At 73.4% G+C, this 16,567-nt stretch carries 13 protein-coding genes; 6 read left to right on the top strand and 7 right to left on the bottom strand.

Annotated elements, in window-relative coordinates; all coding sequences use genetic code 11:
• The first annotated feature begins 8 nt into the window (after window positions 1–8).
• The 4 genes from B1H29_RS24015 (at window position 9) to B1H29_RS24000 (ending at window position 7,258) form a co-directional block, all read left to right on the top strand.
• Window positions 9–2,747 (top strand): serine/threonine-protein kinase, encoded by a 2,739-nt coding sequence (locus B1H29_RS24015; protein WP_079160425.1) that lies wholly within the window; start codon window positions 9–11, stop codon window positions 2,745–2,747.
• Window positions 2,748–2,750: 3 nt separating this feature from the next.
• On the top strand, window positions 2,751–4,205 hold the full coding sequence (locus B1H29_RS24010) for a PP2C family serine/threonine-protein phosphatase (protein WP_055417732.1): 1,455 nt from the start codon (window positions 2,751–2,753) through the stop codon (window positions 4,203–4,205).
• A gap of 117 nt (window positions 4,206–4,322) precedes the next feature.
• Window positions 4,323–5,705, top strand: coding sequence for a vWA domain-containing protein (locus B1H29_RS24005; protein WP_055416966.1), 1,383 nt, complete (start codon window positions 4,323–4,325; stop codon window positions 5,703–5,705).
• Between the two features lie 47 nt (window positions 5,706–5,752).
• A complete protein-coding gene (locus B1H29_RS24000; protein WP_055416967.1) occupies window positions 5,753–7,258 on the top strand; it encodes an FHA domain-containing protein in 1,506 nt (501 codons plus the stop codon).
• A 14-nt stretch (window positions 7,259–7,272) separates the two neighbouring features.
• On the opposite strand, the gene B1H29_RS23995 is transcribed toward B1H29_RS24000, so the two are convergent.
• Window positions 7,273–8,247, bottom strand: a complete 975-nt coding sequence (locus tag B1H29_RS23995; protein ID WP_055416968.1) for a methyltransferase domain-containing protein — start codon at window positions 8,245–8,247, stop codon at window positions 7,273–7,275.
• Between the two features lie 118 nt (window positions 8,248–8,365).
• On the opposite strand from B1H29_RS23995, the gene B1H29_RS23990 reads away from it, so the two are divergent.
• Window positions 8,366–8,779 (top strand): globin, encoded by a 414-nt coding sequence (locus B1H29_RS23990; RefSeq protein WP_055416969.1) that lies wholly within the window; start codon window positions 8,366–8,368, stop codon window positions 8,777–8,779.
• Between the two features lie 100 nt (window positions 8,780–8,879).
• On the opposite strand, the gene B1H29_RS23985 is transcribed toward B1H29_RS23990, so the two are convergent.
• Genes B1H29_RS23985 through ettA form a run of 3 tightly spaced genes read right to left on the bottom strand, consistent with a single transcriptional unit; the run spans window position 8,880 to window position 11,644 of the window.
• Complete coding sequence (locus B1H29_RS23985) at window positions 8,880–9,566, bottom strand: hypothetical protein (protein WP_055416970.1); 687 nt, start codon at window positions 9,564–9,566, stop codon at window positions 8,880–8,882.
• Complete coding sequence (locus tag B1H29_RS23980; protein ID WP_055416971.1) at window positions 9,563–9,973, bottom strand: acyl-CoA thioesterase; 411 nt, start codon at window positions 9,971–9,973, stop codon at window positions 9,563–9,565. The genes B1H29_RS23985 and B1H29_RS23980 overlap by 4 nt, the downstream gene beginning before the upstream one ends.
• Window positions 9,974–9,979: 6 nt before the next feature.
• Entirely contained in the window at window positions 9,980–11,644 is a 1,665-nt protein-coding gene (gene ettA / locus B1H29_RS23975) for an energy-dependent translational throttle protein EttA (RefSeq protein ID WP_055416972.1), read from the bottom strand.
• Between the two features lie 240 nt (window positions 11,645–11,884).
• On the opposite strand from ettA, the gene B1H29_RS23970 reads away from it, so the two are divergent.
• Window positions 11,885–12,400 carry an HAD domain-containing protein gene (locus B1H29_RS23970; RefSeq protein ID WP_055416973.1) on the top strand — a complete coding sequence of 172 codons (516 nt, stop codon included), beginning with the start codon at window positions 11,885–11,887 and terminating at the stop codon, window positions 12,398–12,400.
• A gap of 180 nt (window positions 12,401–12,580) precedes the next feature.
• Here B1H29_RS23970 and B1H29_RS23960 read toward each other — a convergent pair whose 3' ends face one another.
• The 3 genes from B1H29_RS23960 to B1H29_RS23950 form a co-directional block, all read right to left on the bottom strand.
• Window positions 12,581–13,822 (bottom strand): chloride channel protein, encoded by a 1,242-nt coding sequence (locus tag B1H29_RS23960; RefSeq protein WP_199832281.1) that lies wholly within the window; start codon window positions 13,820–13,822, stop codon window positions 12,581–12,583.
• Between the two features lie 538 nt (window positions 13,823–14,360).
• Window positions 14,361–15,773 (bottom strand): Cys-Gln thioester bond-forming surface protein, encoded by a 1,413-nt coding sequence (locus B1H29_RS23955; RefSeq protein WP_055416975.1) that lies wholly within the window; start codon window positions 15,771–15,773, stop codon window positions 14,361–14,363.
• Between the two features lie 263 nt (window positions 15,774–16,036).
• The gene (locus B1H29_RS23950; RefSeq protein WP_055416976.1) at window positions 16,037–16,510 is read right to left on the bottom strand and encodes a single-stranded DNA-binding protein; all 474 of its coding nucleotides are present in this window, start codon (window positions 16,508–16,510) and stop codon (window positions 16,037–16,039) included.
• Window positions 16,511–16,567 lie beyond the last annotated feature (57 nt).

Below are 16,567 nucleotides of genomic sequence, written 5' to 3'. Positions count from 1 at the left end.
GCAGCGTCATGAGTGAGGCACAGCGGACGTGTCAGCGTCCCGGCTGCGGCGGGGCCTACGAGGACATGGGCGGCGGCGAGCTGTACTGCGACACGTGCGGTCTCGCGCCGGTCGTCGCCTCCAACGGCATGGTGGGCTCGACGCCGACCGGGATCACCGGCGGCGGCCGGGGCTCGCGCGGCTCGGCGGGCAGCGGCGGTTCCCGCTCCGGCAGCCGCAGTTCGCGTACGTCGTCGCAGTCGTCGAAGTCCCGGCGCTCGGTGTCGGGGCGGCTCTCGCGGTCGGTGTCGGGCCGGTCGACGGGCCGGTCGGTGTCGGTGCGCAGCTCGGGCTCCCCGGCCGGTTCCTCCGCGCGCGGGCGCCTCGGTGCCGGCCTGGTCGAGGTCCCGGCGATCCCGCGGCCCGACCCGCGCGCGATGGTCCTGGACCATCCGGAGGTACCCGAGCGGAAGCGATTCTGCTCGCGCTCGGACTGCGGGGCGCCGGTCGGGCGGGCCCGCGGGGAGCGGCCGGGGCGCACGGAGGGCTTCTGCACCAAGTGCGGCCACCCGTACTCGTTCGTGCCCAAGCTGAAGGCCGGAGACGTCGTGCACGGCCAGTACGAGGTGGTGGGCTGCCTCGCGCACGGCGGGCTCGGCTGGATCTACCTCGCCGTGGACAAGGCGGTCTCCGACCGCTGGGTGGTCCTCAAGGGCCTGCTGGACACCGGCGACCAGGACGCGATGGCGGCGGCCATCTCCGAGCGCCGCTTCCTCGCCGAGATCGAGCACGCCAACATCGTGCGGATCTACAACTTCGTCGAGCACCTCGACCAGCGCACCGGCTCCCTCGACGGCTACATCGTCATGGAGTACGTCGGCGGCAAGTCGCTGAAGGAGATCGCCAACGCACGGCGCTCCCCCGAGGGCCGGCGCGACCCGCTGCCGGTCGAGCAGGCCTGCGCGTACGGCATCGAGGCGCTGGAGGCGCTCGGCCACCTGCACAGCCGCAACCTGCTGTACTGCGACTTCAAGGTCGACAACGCCATCCAGACCGAGGACCAGCTCAAGCTGATCGACATGGGCGCGGTGCGCCGGATGGACGACGAGGAGTCGGCCATCTACGGCACGGTGGGCTACCAGGCGCCGGAGGTCGCCGACGTCGGACCGTCGGTGGCGTCCGACCTGTACACCGTCGGCCGCGCCCTGGCCGTGCTGACCTTCGACTTCCAGGGCTACACCAACGTCTACGCCGACTCCCTGCCGGATCCCGACACGATCGACGTCTTCCACCGGTACGAGTCGTTCTACCGGCTGCTGGTGCGCGCGACCGACCCCGACCCGGCCCGCCGGTTCGCCTCCGCGCAGGAGATGGCGGAGCAACTGACGGGCGTGCTGCGTGAGGTGGTCTCGCTCCAGTCGGGCCGCGCCCGGCCCGCCGTGTCCACGCTGTTCGGGCCGGAAGTCAGGGTGACGGACACCGAGTTGTTCCCGCGGCTGGACGGCAACGTGTCGCGGCTGGGGGCCCGGGCGCCGGGCACGAGACAAAGCGGCGCCGCCTCGTCGCCGGCTCGGCGGCCCGGCGGCGCGGGCACCGGCCCCGCGCTGCCGGGCGGGACGAACGCGGCGGTCGGGGCGCCGGGCGGGACGGGTTTCGGGGCGCCTGGCGGCACGGCGCTCGGAGCCTTTGGCGGGACGGGCGCAGGACCCGGGCAGGGGCCGGGTGGAACGGGCGCGAGCGCCACGCTGCCGGGTGCGGTGAGCACGGTCGGCGCGATCGGCGGGCCCGGTGCCGCCGGTGAGCTCGGCGCCGGTTCCTCCGGCCTGGTCGAACCGGCCGACGCGCCCACCGCCGCCCTGGCGCTTCCGGTGCCCCGGGTCGACGCGGGCGACCCCAACGCGGGTTTCCTGGCGGGCCTCATGGCGTCCGCGCCCGGTGAGCTGCTGACCGCGCTGGCCGCCGCGCCGGCCCCGTCGACCGAGTCCCGGCTGCGGCAGATCAGGGCCCGCCTGGAGAGCGGCGACGCGCCCGGCGCGCTGGCGGAACTGGAGAGCCTGGAGGACGAGCGGCCCGACGACTGGCGGGTGGTCTGGTACCGGGGGCTGGCCGCGCTGGTGACCGGGGACCACGAGGTCGCCGCGCTGGCCTTCGACGCGGTCTACGACGCCTTCCCGGGCGAGATCGCGCCCAAGCTGGCGCTCGGCCTGTGCGCGGAGGTGCTGGGACAGCTCGACAACGCGGCCGAGTACTACCGCCTGGTGTGGTCGACCGACCCGAGCCATGTGAGCGCGGCCTTCGGACTGGCCCGGGTACAGCTCGGCGGCGGCGACCGGACCGGTGCCGTACGGACGCTGGAGTCGGTGCCGGAGTCGTCCGTACACTGCACGGCCGCGCGCGTGGCGGCCGTACGGGCACGGCTGCGGCAGCGCACGGCGAGCGCGGGCGACGTGGCGTTCCTGGACGATCTGGTCGCCGCCGCGCGGCAGGTCGAGGCCCTGGACGTGTACGGTCTGGATCCGGCACGGCGCGAGCGGTTGTCGGCCGAGGTCCTCGGCTGCGCGCTGGACTGGGTACTCTCCGGAGGTCGGGGTTCCGTCCCACCCGCCGCCGGGGGACGGACGCTGCTCGGCAGCGGCCTGGACGAACGCGGCCTGCGTTTCGGGCTGGAACGTTCGTACCGCACGCTGGCTCGGCTGGCGCGGGGCGGCGAGGAGAGGATCGACCTGGTGGAACGTGCCAATCGTTACCGCCCCCGGACGTGGGTGTAGTTGATGTCGCAGATGCCCCAGCAGGCCGCTGTGTCGAAGTGCCCGAGCTGCGAGGAACCCCTCGAGTCGGGCGACCGTTTCTGCGGTGCGTGCGGATACGACCTGTCCGCCGTGCCCGCGCGGCCCGACGACAGCCCGACGATCGCCATGAACGGCTCGGTACCCGCGCCGTCTTCGCCGCCGGACGGCGTGGACTGGCCCGTGGCCCGGGACTCGGACGGCTCCGGCCGGACCGCCCCGGCGCACGCGGCCGAGGTGCCGGGCACCGACTCGGGCGGCTCCCCGCTGCCACCGACCCCGCCGGCCGCACCCTCGGTACCGGCTCCGCCGACCGCACCCCCGGCAGCGGCCCCGCCTGCCGCACCGCCGATGCCGGCGGCGCCGCCGGAGTCACCCGCGCCCGGCGTACGGTTCGACCGGCCCGACCGGCCCGACGGTCCCGACCGGCCGCGGGAGCCCGAGGAGTACCCGCTTCAGGCACCCGACCCGCGGCTGGCCGCCGGGCCGCAGGCACCCGCCCGGCCGGCGGCACCGGCCGCGGGCGACAAGGTGTGCGTGGCCTGCCGTGCGGGCCGGGTCGACGACGACGGCTACTGCGAGAACTGCGGACACGCCCAGCCCCGCGAACGCGACCACATGGAGCAGGAGTCGGGCCCCGTCGCCGCCGTCAGTGACCGCGGCCTGCGCCACCACCGCAACGAGGACGCGTTCTCCGTCGGCTGCACCGCGCTGCCCGACGGCGCCCCGGCGTCCGTGGCGATCGTCTGCGACGGCGTGTCCTCCGCGACCCGTCCCGACGACGCCTCGCTCGCCGCGTCCCGGGCGGCCGGCGACTCGCTGCTCGCTGCCCTGCCGCGCGGCACCCACCCGCAGCAGGCCATGCACGACGCCATCATCGCCGCCTCGCACGCCGTCGACGCGCTGGCGGACGAGCCCGCCACCGCCCGCGAGCAGGCCCCGCACCAGAACGCGCCCGCCTGCACCCTGGTCGGCGCCGTGGTGACGTCCGGGCTGCTGGTCGTCGGCTGGGTCGGCGACAGCCGCGTCTACTGGGTTCCGGTCGACCGCAGCACCCCGCCCGCCAGGCTCACCGAGGACGACTCGTGGGCCGCGCAGATGGTCGCCGCCGGGCTGATGAGCGAGGCCGAGGCGTACGCCGACGAGCGCGCCCACGCGATCACCGGCTGGCTCGGCGCCGACGCCTACGAACTGGAGCCGCACACCGCGTCGTTCAAGCCGGACCGCCCGGGCGTGGTCGTGGTCTGCACGGACGGCCTGTGGAACTACGCCGAGTCCGCCGAGGAGATGGCCGAGGCCGTGCCCCTCGACGCCGCCACGCGCCCCCTGCACAGCGCCCGCGTTCTGGTCGGCCACGCCCTGGACGGCGGGGGCCACGACAACGTAACAGTGGCCCTCCTGCCGTTCCCGGCCCCGCCGCAGGGGGCAGGATCGGCCTGAGGCCCCCGCACGGGTACGGGCACGCACGCGCGGCGGTCTCGCGGGCCGCAGGGGGCGGTCCGCGCCAGCAGCCATCGACCCACCACCGTGGGGACGTAGAGGGGGATGCGATCCGGCATGGCCAATTTCTCGAAGTCGAACGTGCCGCAGTTCTCGGTGGACGTCTACCAGAACGAGTACCTGCCCGAGGGCGGCCGCGAGGTCAACGCCATCGTGACGGTCACCGCGACCGGCGGCGGCACGATCGGGAGCGCGGTCGCCGCGCCCCACCTGTACTCGCCGGGCCAGGGTCCGTCCGCGGCCGTGGCCGTCCTGGTCGACTGCTCGGGCTCGATGGACTACCCGCCCACCAAGATGCGCAACGCCCGCGACGCGACGGCCGCCGCGATCGACACCCTGCGCGACGGCGTGCGCTTCGCGGTGGTCGGCGGCACGCACGTGGCCAAGGAGGTCTACCCGGGCGACGGCCGGCTCGCGGTCGCCGACGCCACCACCCGGGAGCAGGCCAAGCAGGCGCTGCGCAGGCTGAGCGCGGGGGGCGGCACCGCCATCGGCACCTGGCTGCGACTGGCCGACCGGCTGCTGTCCACCGCGGACGTCGCCATCCGGCACGGCATCCTGCTCACCGACGGCCGCAACGAGCACGAGTCGCCGGAGGATCTGAAGGCGGCGCTCGACTCCTGCGCCGGGCGGTTCACCTGCGACGCCCGCGGCGTGGGCACCGACTGGGAAGTGAAAGAAGTCACAGGGATCGCCTCCGCCCTGCTCGGCACCGCCGACATCGTCGCCGACCCGGCCGGCCTCGCCGCCGACTTCACGCGGATGATGGAGACGGCCATGGGCAAGGAGGTCGCGGACGTCGGCCTGCGCCTGTGGACCCCCGTCGGCACCACCGTGAAGTTCGTCAAGCAGGTCGCTCCCACGGTCGAGGAGCTGACCGGCCGCCGCACCGAGGCGGGCCCGCGCGCCGGGGACTACCCCACCGGTTCCTGGGGCGACGAGTCCCGTGACTACCACGTCTGCGTGGAGGTACCGGCCGCCGGCCTCGGCCAGGAGATGCTGGCCGCCCGCGTCTCCCTGGTCATTCCGGAGCCTGGGGGCACCTCCCGCTCGAGCGAAGCCGAGAGTGGCGGAGGCAGCGTCCGAAACCTCGGCGCGCAGGGTCTCGTACGGGCCGTGTGGACGGACGACATGGCCGCTTCCACGTCGATCAACCCGCAAGTGGCCCACTACACCGGGCAGGCCGAACTGGCACAGGTCATCCAACAGGGGCTGGATCTGCGCAAAGCGGGAGACATCGACGGAGCAACGGCCAAACTGGGCCGTGCGGTTCAGCTCGCCGGGGCCTCCGGAAACGCGGATACCGCGAAACTGCTTGCGAAGGTGGTGGACGTCGTCGACGCGGCGGAAGGTACTGTGCGACTGAAAGCGAAGGTCGAGGAGGCCGACGAGATGACTCTCGAGACCCGGTCGACGAAGACTGTTCGTGTGAAGAAGTGACGCAGGACAACACACTCCACAAGCCCGCAAGAGGGGGAAGCTCCGACATGCCGACCTGCCCGAACGGACACCAGTCGGGTTCCGACGACTGGTGCGAGGTCTGCGGTCACCGCATGGCCGGTGCCGTCCCGCCCCCTCCCCCGCCTCCGCCCCCGGGCGGCGGCTACGGCTTCCCGCCGCCCGGTGGACCGGGCGGTCCCGGTGGACCGGGCGGCGGTCCCGGTGGCCCCGGCCGTCCCGGTGCCGAACCGCAGTTGTGCCCGCAGTGCCGCACGCCGCGTGAGGGCGGGGCGCCGTTCTGCGAGGAGTGCCGGTGGAACTTCCTCACCAACACCGCCACCTCGTACACCCCGGCCGCCCCGCGCCCGCCGGCGTCCGGTGGCCCGGCACCGCACTTCCAGCAGCCGCCGGCGGGTCCGTCGTACGGCGGCGGCGACTCGTACGACTACCAGGGCTCGCGCCCGTCCCAGATGAACCGTCCCGCCGAGCCGATCCCGCCGGGCCCGCCCTTCGGCGGCGACCCGTCGAGGCCGGGCGGTGCGGGTAGTGGTCCGGGCGGTCCCGGTGGTCCGGGGGGCGGTCCGGGGGGCCCGGGCGGTCCCAATGGGCCTTCTGGTCCCTTCAACCCCGGTGGTCCGGGCAGTGGTCCCGGCGGTCCGGGCGGCGGTCCCGGCGGCCCGGGCGGCGGTCCCGGCGGCCCGGGCGGCGGTCCCGGCGGTCCGGGCGGCGGTCCCGGCGGTCCGCATGGACCCGCCGGCCCCTTCAACTCCGGTGGTCCCGGCGGTCCGCCGCCACCGCCCAACTTCGGTGCCGACCCGTCGCGGCCGGTTCCGCCGCCGCCCGGGCCCGGTGGACCCGGGGGTGCCCCGCAGGGCTACCAGCAGTCCGGTCCGCCGGCCCCGCCCGCCTTCCCGCAGGAGACCAACCGCCCGCAGCAGGGCGGCCCGTCCTTCGGCGGCGGTGACGACGACTGGGTGCTCTCCCCGCCGTCGTCCACCGGACAGGGCGGACCCGGCGGCCCCGGCCCGGCCCAGGGCAGCGGCTACGGCTACCCGCAGCCCGGCGCCACCCAGGCCCCGCCGCCCCCGCCCGGCGGCGGCTACGGGTTCCCGCAGCAACCACAGCAGCCGCAGCGGCCCCAGCAGCCGACGACCTGGTCGGTGACCATCGGCCCGGACCGCGACTACTTCATGGCGATGATGCAGCGTTCCGGCCCCGAGGCCGCGGGTCTGAACCTGCCCGCGTACTCGCCCGAGCAGCAGCGCACGCTCACCGGCAACCAGATCACCATCGGGCGCCGCCGGCACTCCACCGGCGACACCCCGGACATCGACCTGGCGGTGCCGCCGGAGGACCCGGGCGTCTCGCACCAGCACGCGGTGCTGGTGCAGCAGCCGGACGGGAGCTGGGCCGTCGTCGACCAGAACTCGACGAACGGGACGACGGTCAACGGCGGCGACGAGCCGATCCAGCCCTTCGTGCCGGTGCCGCTCCAGGACGGCGACCGAGTGCACGTCGGCGCCTGGACGACGATCACGATCCGCCGGGGCTAGGCACCACTCCTACGTCAGGTGAAGGGCCAGGCGTACGGGCCCTCCGGGTCGTCCAGCCACGCCCAGGCCCGTTCGCCGCGGACGGTGATGCCGTAGCGCTCGCGCCGCGGCGCGTCCTCGCGGTCCCACAGGGCGTACGCCTCCTGCGGGTCGAGGCTCCCCCGGCCGAGCGCCAGCAGAAAGCGGAACAGGTCGTCCTCCCGGGCGCGGCGCGGCACCCCGCCCAGGCCCGGTGTCTCCGGCTCGTGCCGTTCCGCGCCGCGCAGCGGCACGAAGTACGCGGGGGTGTGCAGGAAACGCCCCTCGGCGTGCCCGGCGCCGTGCACGGTGAGGACGACCAGGCCGGTGGCGAGCGGCGTCAGGATCCTGCCGCCCGGGCGGCACTGGGCGAGCCAGGCGCGCGGGATCGAGGGCAGCGTGCAGGTGGCGAGGATCCGGTCGTAGGGGGCGCGTTCGGGCACCCCCCGGGCTCCGTCGCCCGTGACGACGACCGGGTGGTACCCGGCGGTGGCCAGGTGACTGCGGGCCGACTCGGTGATCTCGGGGTCCAGGTCGACCGTGGTGACCAGGTCGTCGTCGCCGAGCCGGTGGGCGAGCAGGGCGGCGTTGTAGCCGGTGCCGGCGCCGATCTCCAGGACCCGGTCGCCCTCTCTCACGCCCAGCTCCACCAGCATCATCGCCATCAGCGACGGCTGGCTGCTGGAGGAGACCAGCTCGCCGTCGCGCAGCCGGGTGGCCAGCGGGGCGTCGGCGTAGGCTCCGTGCACCCAGCGCTCGCGGGCGTGCCGGTCGGGGTGCTCACCCCACCGGCGTTCGTAGCCGCCCAGGACGCCGACGTAGTAGTAGGGGACGAAGAGGTGGCGCGGGACCGTGGCGAAGGCCTCCCGCCACACCGGGTCGGCCGCCCAGGCTCCGCTCAGCTCGATCTCCCGCACCAGCTCCGCCCGCGCGGAGGCGGCGAGGCCGTCCAGATCCCGGTGCCCGCCCATACCTCCACAGTACGGGCCCCGCCGCGGGTGGTGGGCGCGGTGGCGGGGACGGTGGGCAGCGGACGGTGGGCGGTGGGCGGTCCTAAGCCTCAAGTCCTATGTCCCCGCGTCTGAGACCATGGACGACGTGAATGAGATTCGGCGCGGCACGCTTCAGGAGCAGACCTTCTACGAGCAGGTCGGTGGGGAGGAGACCTTCCGCCGGCTCGTCCACCGTTTCTACCAGGGGGTCGCTCAGGACCCGATCCTGCGGCCGATGTATCCGGAGGAGGACCTGGGCCCGGCCGAGGAGCGTTTCGCGCTCTTCCTGATGCAGTACTGGGGCGGCCCGACGACGTACAGCGACAACCGCGGCCACCCGCGGCTGCGGATGCGCCACGCGCCCTTCGTCGTCGACCGGGCGGCGCACGACGCCTGGCTGAAGCACATGCGGGTCGCCCTCGACGAGCTGGGGCTCTCCGAGGAGCACGAGCAGACGCTGTGGAAGTACCTGACGTACGCCGCGGCCTCGATGGTCAACACCCCTGACTGATCCCACGGTCGACCGGATGGCGGGTCGGGCGGTCGACCGCGGGATCGGTCCGGCGGTCGACCGGGCGAGGCGTCGGGGTCGATCGGGCGGGGCGTCGGGGTCAGCGCACGCTGATACCCAGCGCCCCGGACCCCGCCCGGCGCAGTGCGACGGACCCGTAGGGCGTGCGCAGCCGCAGCCACGCGCCCGAGGAGAACAGCTTCGGCGCGTCGGGCTCTCCGGACACCCCGGGAAGCCGCAGGAACCCCAGCGACTGGGCCGCGTGCACGGCCCGCACCGGCAGCCCGGTGTCCCCGACCGTCCGGGACCATATCTCCCGCCCGATCGCGTCCAGCTCGGTCCGGGTGCGCCGCTCGGGCGCCAGTTCCCCGGTGCGGGAGCGGAACTCCGCCACCGCCGCGGCGACCAGCGCGCGCAGGGCGTCCGGGGCGGGCAGTCCCGGCTCGGGCCGCCAGCCGCCGCGCGGGGGCAGCACACCGGCCCACGGGGGCCCGGTCACCGCGCCGGGAACGCCCGCGGTGGCCGCCGGCTCGTCCACCGCCTCCAGGAGTTCACCGGCGGACACGGTCACGTCCAGCGTGACGTCGAGCCCGTTCTCGTACGGCTTGGCCAGCCGCACCGCGCGCACGGCCAGCACCTCGAAGGAGGGCGGCCGGCCGAAGACGGCGAGGGCGGTGCCGGCCGCCTGCAGGCGCACCGCCGCCGAACGGTCGTAGTGGAGCAGGCGGGAGAGGAAGGCCGCGAGATCCGCGGCCTCCCCCTCGTCGGCCAGGTGGAGGACCGTCATGCGGCGACGGCCCCCTCCTTGTCGTCCGTGTACTCCTGGAGGAACTCCCGCTCCTCCGCGGTGATCCGGCGCGGCCTCTGCGTCTCGAAGTCGAACGGCACGATCACCGTCGAGGCGCGGACGTAGACCTCGTCGCCGTCCTTGACCTCGTAGGTGAGCGTGAAGGAGGCGGCCCTTATCTCCGTGACCCACAGCTCGACGTCGACCGGGTGGTGCCGGTGGACGAGCTGCCGCTTGTAGTCGATCTCATGGCGTGCCACCACGGACCCCTGCTTGAAGTCCTTCTCCGGGCGGAACAGGAAGTCGATACGCGCCTCCTCCAGGTAGCGGAGGAAGACCACGTTGTTGACGTGGCCGTACGCGTCCATGTCCGCCCAGCGCAGTGGGCAGCGGTAGATGTGCCGCAAGATCGATCAGCCCCGGGTCAGCTTCTTGTACGTGGCACGGTGCGGACGCGCGGCGTCCGGCCCGAGCCGCTCGACCTTGTTCTTCTCGTACGAGTCGAAGTTGCCCTCGAACCAGAACCACTTGGAGTCACCCTCGTAGGCGAGGATGTGGGTGGCGACGCGGTCCAGGAACCACCGGTCGTGGGAGACCACCACGGCGCACCCGGGGAACTCGAGAAGGGCGTTCTCGAGGCTGCCGAGGGTTTCGACGTCGAGGTCGTTGGTCGGCTCGTCGAGGAGGAGCAGGTTGCCGCCCTGCTTGAGGGTGAGCGCGAGGTTGAGGCGGTTGCGCTCACCGCCGGAGAGCACCCCGGCCGGCTTCTGCTGGTCCGGCCCCTTGAAGCCGAAGGCGGAGACGTACGCCCGCGAGGGCATCTCGACCTGGCCGACGTTGATGTAGTCCATCTCGTCGGAGACGACCGCCCAGAGCGTCTTCTTCGGGTCGATGTTCTCGCGGCTCTGGTCGACGTAGGAGATCTTGACGGTGTCGCCGACCTTGATGGAACCGGAGTCCGGCTCCTCGAAGCCCTGGATCATCTTGAAGAGGGTGGTCTTGCCCGCGCCGTTCGGCCCGATGACACCGACGATGCCGTTGCGCGGCAGCGTGAAGCTCAGGTCGTCGATCAGCACCTTCTCCCCGAAGCCCTTGGTGAGGTTGTTGACCTCGACGACGACGTTGCCCAGGCGCGGGCCCGGCGGGATCTGGATCTCCTCGAAGTCCAGCTTCCGCATCTTGTCGGCCTCGGCCGCCATCTCCTCGTACCGGGCGAGACGCGCCTTGGACTTGGCCTGCCGCCCCTTGGCGTTGGACCGCACCCAGTCGAGCTCGTCCTTGAGCCGCTTGGCGCGCTTGGCGTCCTTCTGGCCCTCGACCTTGAGGCGGGTCTGCTTGGTCTCCAGGTACTTGGAGTAGTTGCCCTCGTAGCCGTGCAGCCGGCCGCGGTCGACCTCGCAGATCCACCCCGCCACGTTGTCCAGGAAGTACCGGTCGTGGGTCACGGCCACGACGGTGCCCTCGTACTTGGCGAGGTGCTGCTCCAGCCAGTTCACCGACTCGGCGTCGAGGTGGTTGGTGGGCTCGTCGAGCAGCAGCAGGTCGGGCGCCTCCAGCAGCAGCTTGCACAGCGCCACGCGACGCTTCTCACCACCGGAGAGGTTCACGACGGGCCAGTCGCCGGGCGGGCACCCGAGCGCGTCCATGGCCTGCTCGAGCTGGGCGTCGAGGTCCCAGGCGTTGGCGTGGTCCAGCTCCTCCTGGAGCTTGCCCATCTCCTCGAGCAGGGCGTCCGAGTAGTCGGTCGCCATCTGCTCGGCGATCTCGTTGAACCGGTCGAGCTTGCCCTTGACCTCGGCGACACCCTCCTGGACGTTCTCCAGGACGGTCTTCTCCTCGTTCAGCGGGGGCTCCTGCAGCAGGATGCCGACGGTGTAGCCCGGCGACAGGAACGCGTCGCCGTTCGACGGCTGCTCCAGCCCCGCCATGATCTTGAGAACGGTCGACTTACCAGCGCCGTTCGGTCCGACCACGCCGATCTTCGCGCCGGGCAGGAAGCTCAGGGTGACGTCATCGAGGATCACCTTGTCGCCGTGCGCCTTGCGCGCCTTGCGCATGGTGTAAATGTACTCAGCCAAGAGAAACCGTCCGGCAGCTTGATCAGGCAGTGGGCAGATACACCCCATCTTGCCGCACCGCCACCCCTGGGAGGAAACGCGTTCCCTGCGGGGGCTCTGACCAGGCCTTTCCTGGTCGCCGCCTGAGCCTCACCTGTCACTGTCGGTCGCCGTCGATCGGCCTCGGGCCCCCTCGCACGGCCCACAGACGGCCCAGCCCGAGGGTGCCGCTCCCCCACCGCGCTGGGCTACGGTGCGGCCGTGACCAGCGCATCGGAGCGCCCTCTCCTCTTCCTCGACGTGGACGGCCCACTGATCCCGTTCGGGTCTTCGGCCGGTCAGAAGGAGGTCGCGGCCGCCTCCTCGACGACCGTCGATCAGGGGAACCCGCTGCTGGCCCGACTCGACCCCGGGATCGGGGCGCGCCTCACGGCTCTGGGCTGCCGGCTCGTCTGGGCGACGACGTGGATGGAAGAGGCGAACGATGTCGTCGCCCCGCGCATCGGCCTGCCGAGGCTTCCCGTGCTGGAGTGGCCGGACGCCGACGCGGGAGGGACCCCGCGGGGTCTCCACTGGAAGACTCGCCCCATGGTCGAGTGGGCCGCCGGCCGACCCTTCATCTGGGTCGACGACGAGATCGGCGACATGGACCGCCTTTGGGTCGACGCCGGCCACCCTGGGCCTTCACTGCTGCACCACGTCGAGCCGGCCAAGGGCCTCGAAGACGCCGACTTCCGCGCGCTCGCCGGATGGGTCGATGCCGTCGCGCCGAGATGAGCACCACCGCAAGGCTCGATCGACCGGACCGCCGGGACCGCCCGAGCAGACCGCGTGCGGCACGGGGAGACCGCGGGACGCGGCCCCGTACGGACGGCCGGCGGCGCCCGGACCGAGGCCCGGCAGGAGGAGATCACCCCGGCGAGTGGGGCAGGGCCGCTTCCCCTGCGCGCCGCCGGATCAGGGGTGTGCCGGCATCCGCCGCCGCAGAGTGTCGTAGATGGGCTCGCTCCCCAGCCGGTCCGCGGTCAGTGTCGCGGCGAAAGTGGCGACGAGCAGCGGGATGAGGAGCGGGAGGGTGCCGGTCATCTCCACGACCAGTACGACGCCCGTGACCGGCGCCCGTACGACCCCGGCGAACAAGGCGGCCATCCCCGCGACCACGAACGCGCCCGGGCCGGCCGACTGCTCCGGCAGCAGCGGCGCCGCGACCGCGTGCGCGAAGGTCCCCCACAGGGCGCCCAGGGCCAGAAGCGGAGCGAACAGCCCGCCAGGGGTCGCGGCCGCGTAGCTCAACGGCCCCGCCACGAACCGGACGGCGATATAGACCGCCAGCACCGCCAAGGCGGGACTCTCGCCCACCAGAAGCCGCTCGCTCAGCGGATCGCCGCCCCCGGCCAGCAGCGGGCCGGACGCCATCAGCACACCGATGACGGCACCGATGGCGGCCGCCCGGACCACGAGCGGCACCCGTGTGAGCCGGTCGCACACGGTCAGCATCCCCACGACGAGGCCGTTGTAGGCAGCGCCCAGCGCCCCGGCCACCGCGCCGAACAGGAGGAAGACGGGCAGCAGCCACACCGGCGGGACCGGTACGGCGGATACCGGGAAGACCGGCGCGTCGCCCACGACGAACCCGCAGCACGCGACTGCGGTGGCCGTGCCGAGGAGAGTGAGCAGCACCAGGCGGGGCCGGACCGTGCGGGTCAGCTCCTCGCAGACGAACAGCAGCCCGCCGAGTGGGGCGGTGAACGCCGCGGCCAGGCCCGCACCGCCGAGCGCGGCGTGCAGCAGCCGGGCGTCCTCGGCACCCAGTCGGCAACGGCGGCCCGCCTCGGACCCGATCACGGCGCCCATGTGCACGATCGGGCCCTCCCGCCCGAGCACCAGGCCCGAGCCCATGGCGATCAGACCGCCGAAGAACTTCGCCGGCAACAGCCGCAGCGAACGGGGTCCGGACCCAACCTCCTCACGCCACACCGCTTCCACGTGCTGGATCCCGCTGCCCGCCGCGTGTGGCACCCGCCGCGCGATCGCGCACGCCACCGCCGCGCCCACCGCCGCGAGCGCCACCGGAATCAGCCATCCCGGGCCACCGAAGCCGGCGGCGGCCTCCAGTACCGCGACGCGCAGCCGGTCGGCGCGCTCCAGAGACCACCGGAACGCCCCGCCGACCAGCCCCACCAGACAGCTTGCCGGCACCACGACGAGGTAGGCGCGGGAATCCGCCCGGACCCGGCCGGCCGTCAAGCCCGCCCCGAATGACCGGGACCAAGCAGAGCACCGGGCATGTAACGCCTCCCCGCGAAGTCGTACTGGACATCCGTCCGAGCTTGGACCCGCGGGCCGCGCACCACGGGGAAGCTCGCCGAGCCCGCGACCCGAGGCGCCCGACCGGACCTCCGCGAGGCCGCCGTCAGGGCATGCCGGGGGACCGGCCGGTCCCCTTCGGGAGACGAGAGGAGGCCCGGAGTGCCGCCGGTGGAGTTGTCGGTCGGCCGAGCAGAGACGCCGGGCTGTGTTTGAGGTGCCGGCGGGTTACACCGTCACGGGGGTCGCGGCCCGGCTGAGGGTGTCCGGGCAGACGGTCAGCGGGTGCAAGTCGGTCGTGCCGGGCTTTCGAGGCCCTCCCGCGGTAAGCGACCCCCGTCCTTGCCACACCGCCACCCCCTGACGGAATCCCGTGCCCAGGGCCGCTGCTACGGGCGGTGGCCGGTGCGTACGGATGGCGACGTCGCGGTCACTGTTCGTTCTTCCTGCGGAGGAACAGCAGGACCGCGCCGCCGATCACGACCAGGCCGATGGCCGCGCCGCCGATCAGTGGGGTCACTCCGGAGCTGCCGGTTTCGGCGAGGTTGGTGTTCGGGGTGGGGCTGGGGGCGACGACCGTGGTGGGGGCCGGTTCGCCGAGGGGGCGGGTGGTGTCGGCCAGTGCGGCGCTCCGGGTGCGGCAGTCGAGGACGCCGGAGAAGCGCTGCTCGAAGCCGGCCGGGCCGCGGACGGTGAAGTCGTAGGCGCGGTCCTCGGGCAGCGGGACCGTCACCGTCCGGGTCTCGCCGGCCGCGATGGTGTACTCGGTGCCCAGGAGTTCGAAGGTGAAGGGCTCGTCGCCCTTGTTGAGCGCGGTGATGTCCAGCGCGCCCTCGGCACAGTTCTTCCTCGCGGACAGGGCGGGTATCGCGCCCTGTCCGGCCCAACCGGCGGTCGCCGTCGCGACGACCGTGGACTCGCTGGAGCCGGCCAGGATCTGGGTCTGGCTGCGGCTCTCGGAGGCGAAGGCGCGGCCGACCGGGACGGTGGTCGAGGCCTGGACCGCCAGTTCCGCGGTGCCGGCCGCCGCTTCCTCGGGCACGTCGAAGAAGATCTGGGTGCCGTTGGTGACGGAGGTGACGGGCTCGCCCTTCTTGTCGACGATCCGCACGCCGCCCGCGGTGGCGTCCACCGGGGGCGTGACCGTCGCCCCGCCGGCGTTGGTGCGCACCGTCACCGGACCGAGCCGCTCACCGGGGCGGCCGGAGACCGCGGGCGGGTCCAGGGTGAGGGAGGCCGCGGGTTCCGCGAGGTCGCGGGCGTTCTTCTCCAGGTAGTCGGCGAGCCGCTCGGCCTGGGGGTCGACGGCGTCGACGTCGGTGTCGTCCGAGTAGCGCCAGATGGCGACCTGCGTGCCTGCCGCCGCGTCCTGCTCGGTGAGCCCGCCGCGGACGCCCGCCTTCTTGGCGAGCGCGGCCAGGTCGTTGACCTGGGGGTAGGAGTTCTGCAGGATCCAGCGGATACGGCCGGCGTCCTTGTTGGTGCCCAGCGACGTGCCGCTCCACGGGGTCTCGTGGTACTTGGCGTCCTTCTGCGTCGGGTTCTGGATGTCGACGCAGTACGTCTGCAGCATGCCGCCGCCCTCGACGGACATCTCGAACAGGCCGGCCGGCACCTCCTGGTCGCCGCCCTCCCCGTGGATGACCGCGGTGCCGTGTGTCTTGAGGCCGCCTATGGTGGCGGTCGCTCCGCCCTGGCCCCGCGCCGCCGCGTCCTGGGCGGCGGCTGCCGGACCGGCACCGGCCACCACGCCCGCCGCGGCGAGCGCGGACACCAGCGCAGTGGTGGCGAGACGCGCCGCGCCTCGGCCGGGCAGAGACGACGCGGTGAGCGAAGAAAACACCAAATTCCCCTTCGAGCAGGACCCGTTGGCGTGGGGGGCGCGGTCCCACCAGCAGAATCACCAGCCCCACAGGGCTCGTTCGGCATCCTAAGGACCTGACACACCGTGCTTGCCGGTGATGTCCGCCCACGCGGTGATCCGAATCGGAATCGTTATCGCCGACAGGACCGGTGAGCAGGGCTTATCGACAAATCCACCCGGGCGTGCGCGGGGCGTACTCACCGATAAGCCACTCTTCGGTCAGTTCCGGCGAGCCACCGGCGTCATGCCACCGCGGCGGCGGGTTCCGACCGCTGTCCGGTGGACTCCGCGTCGCCCGGCTCCCCCGCCGCCGTCTCCCAGTTGGGCTCCGGCTGCGGTGGGGAGGCCGCCGTCTCCGCCCTGCCGGTGCGCCGGAACGCCGCCGTGCCGCGCGCGAGGTCGTGGCCGATCGCCACCGCGTCGATGTCCGCCGAGGTCCGGTTCTGCCCCTCGCGCGAGTCCGTGCGCACCTTCAGCCGGCCCTGGACGATGACGGGTTCGCCCACGGCCAGGGACGCCGAGGCGTTGGCGGCGAGCTGCCGGTTGGCCCAGACCGTGAAGAAGTTGGTGTGGCCGTCCGTCCACGCGCTCTTCTCGCGGTCCCAGTAGCGCGCGGTGACCGCCAGCCGGAACCGCGCCGACGGCCCGTTCGCCAGCTCCCGGAAGACCGGCTGTGTGGCCACGTTGCCCACGGCGCAGATCATCGTCTCGTTCATCGCGAGTCCTCCCTCCCGCACGGGTGCGTCCCGTACGGCTGCGTCTGGCGCGGCCGG

The sequence above is a fragment of the Streptomyces pactum genome (genome assembly GCF_002005225.1).
Lineage (GTDB): Bacteria > Actinomycetota > Actinomycetes > Streptomycetales > Streptomycetaceae > Streptomyces > Streptomyces pactum_A.
This window is presented reverse-complemented; position numbering and strand designations above follow the sequence as displayed.

What these genes read in the sequence shown, in the direction of transcription:
- B1H29_RS24015 (WP_079160425.1), top strand. Translation starts at nt 9, where the DNA reads ATGAGTGAGGCACAGCGGACGTGTCAGCGTCCCGGCTGCGGCGGGGCC.
- B1H29_RS24010 (WP_055417732.1), top strand. Translation starts at nt 2,751, where the DNA reads ATGTCGCAGATGCCCCAGCAGGCCGCTGTGTCGAAGTGCCCGAGCTGC.
- B1H29_RS24005 (WP_055416966.1), top strand. Translation starts at nt 4,323, where the DNA reads ATGGCCAATTTCTCGAAGTCGAACGTGCCGCAGTTCTCGGTGGACGTC.
- B1H29_RS24000 (WP_055416967.1), top strand. Translation starts at nt 5,753, where the DNA reads ATGCCGACCTGCCCGAACGGACACCAGTCGGGTTCCGACGACTGGTGC.
- B1H29_RS23995 (WP_055416968.1), bottom strand. Translation starts at nt 8,247, where the DNA reads ATGGGCGGGCACCGGGATCTGGACGGCCTCGCCGCCTCCGCGCGGGCG.
- B1H29_RS23990 (WP_055416969.1), top strand. Translation starts at nt 8,366, where the DNA reads ATGGACGACGTGAATGAGATTCGGCGCGGCACGCTTCAGGAGCAGACC.
- B1H29_RS23985 (WP_055416970.1), bottom strand. Translation starts at nt 9,566, where the DNA reads ATGACGGTCCTCCACCTGGCCGACGAGGGGGAGGCCGCGGATCTCGCG.
- B1H29_RS23950 (WP_055416976.1), bottom strand. Translation starts at nt 16,510, where the DNA reads ATGAACGAGACGATGATCTGCGCCGTGGGCAACGTGGCCACACAGCCG.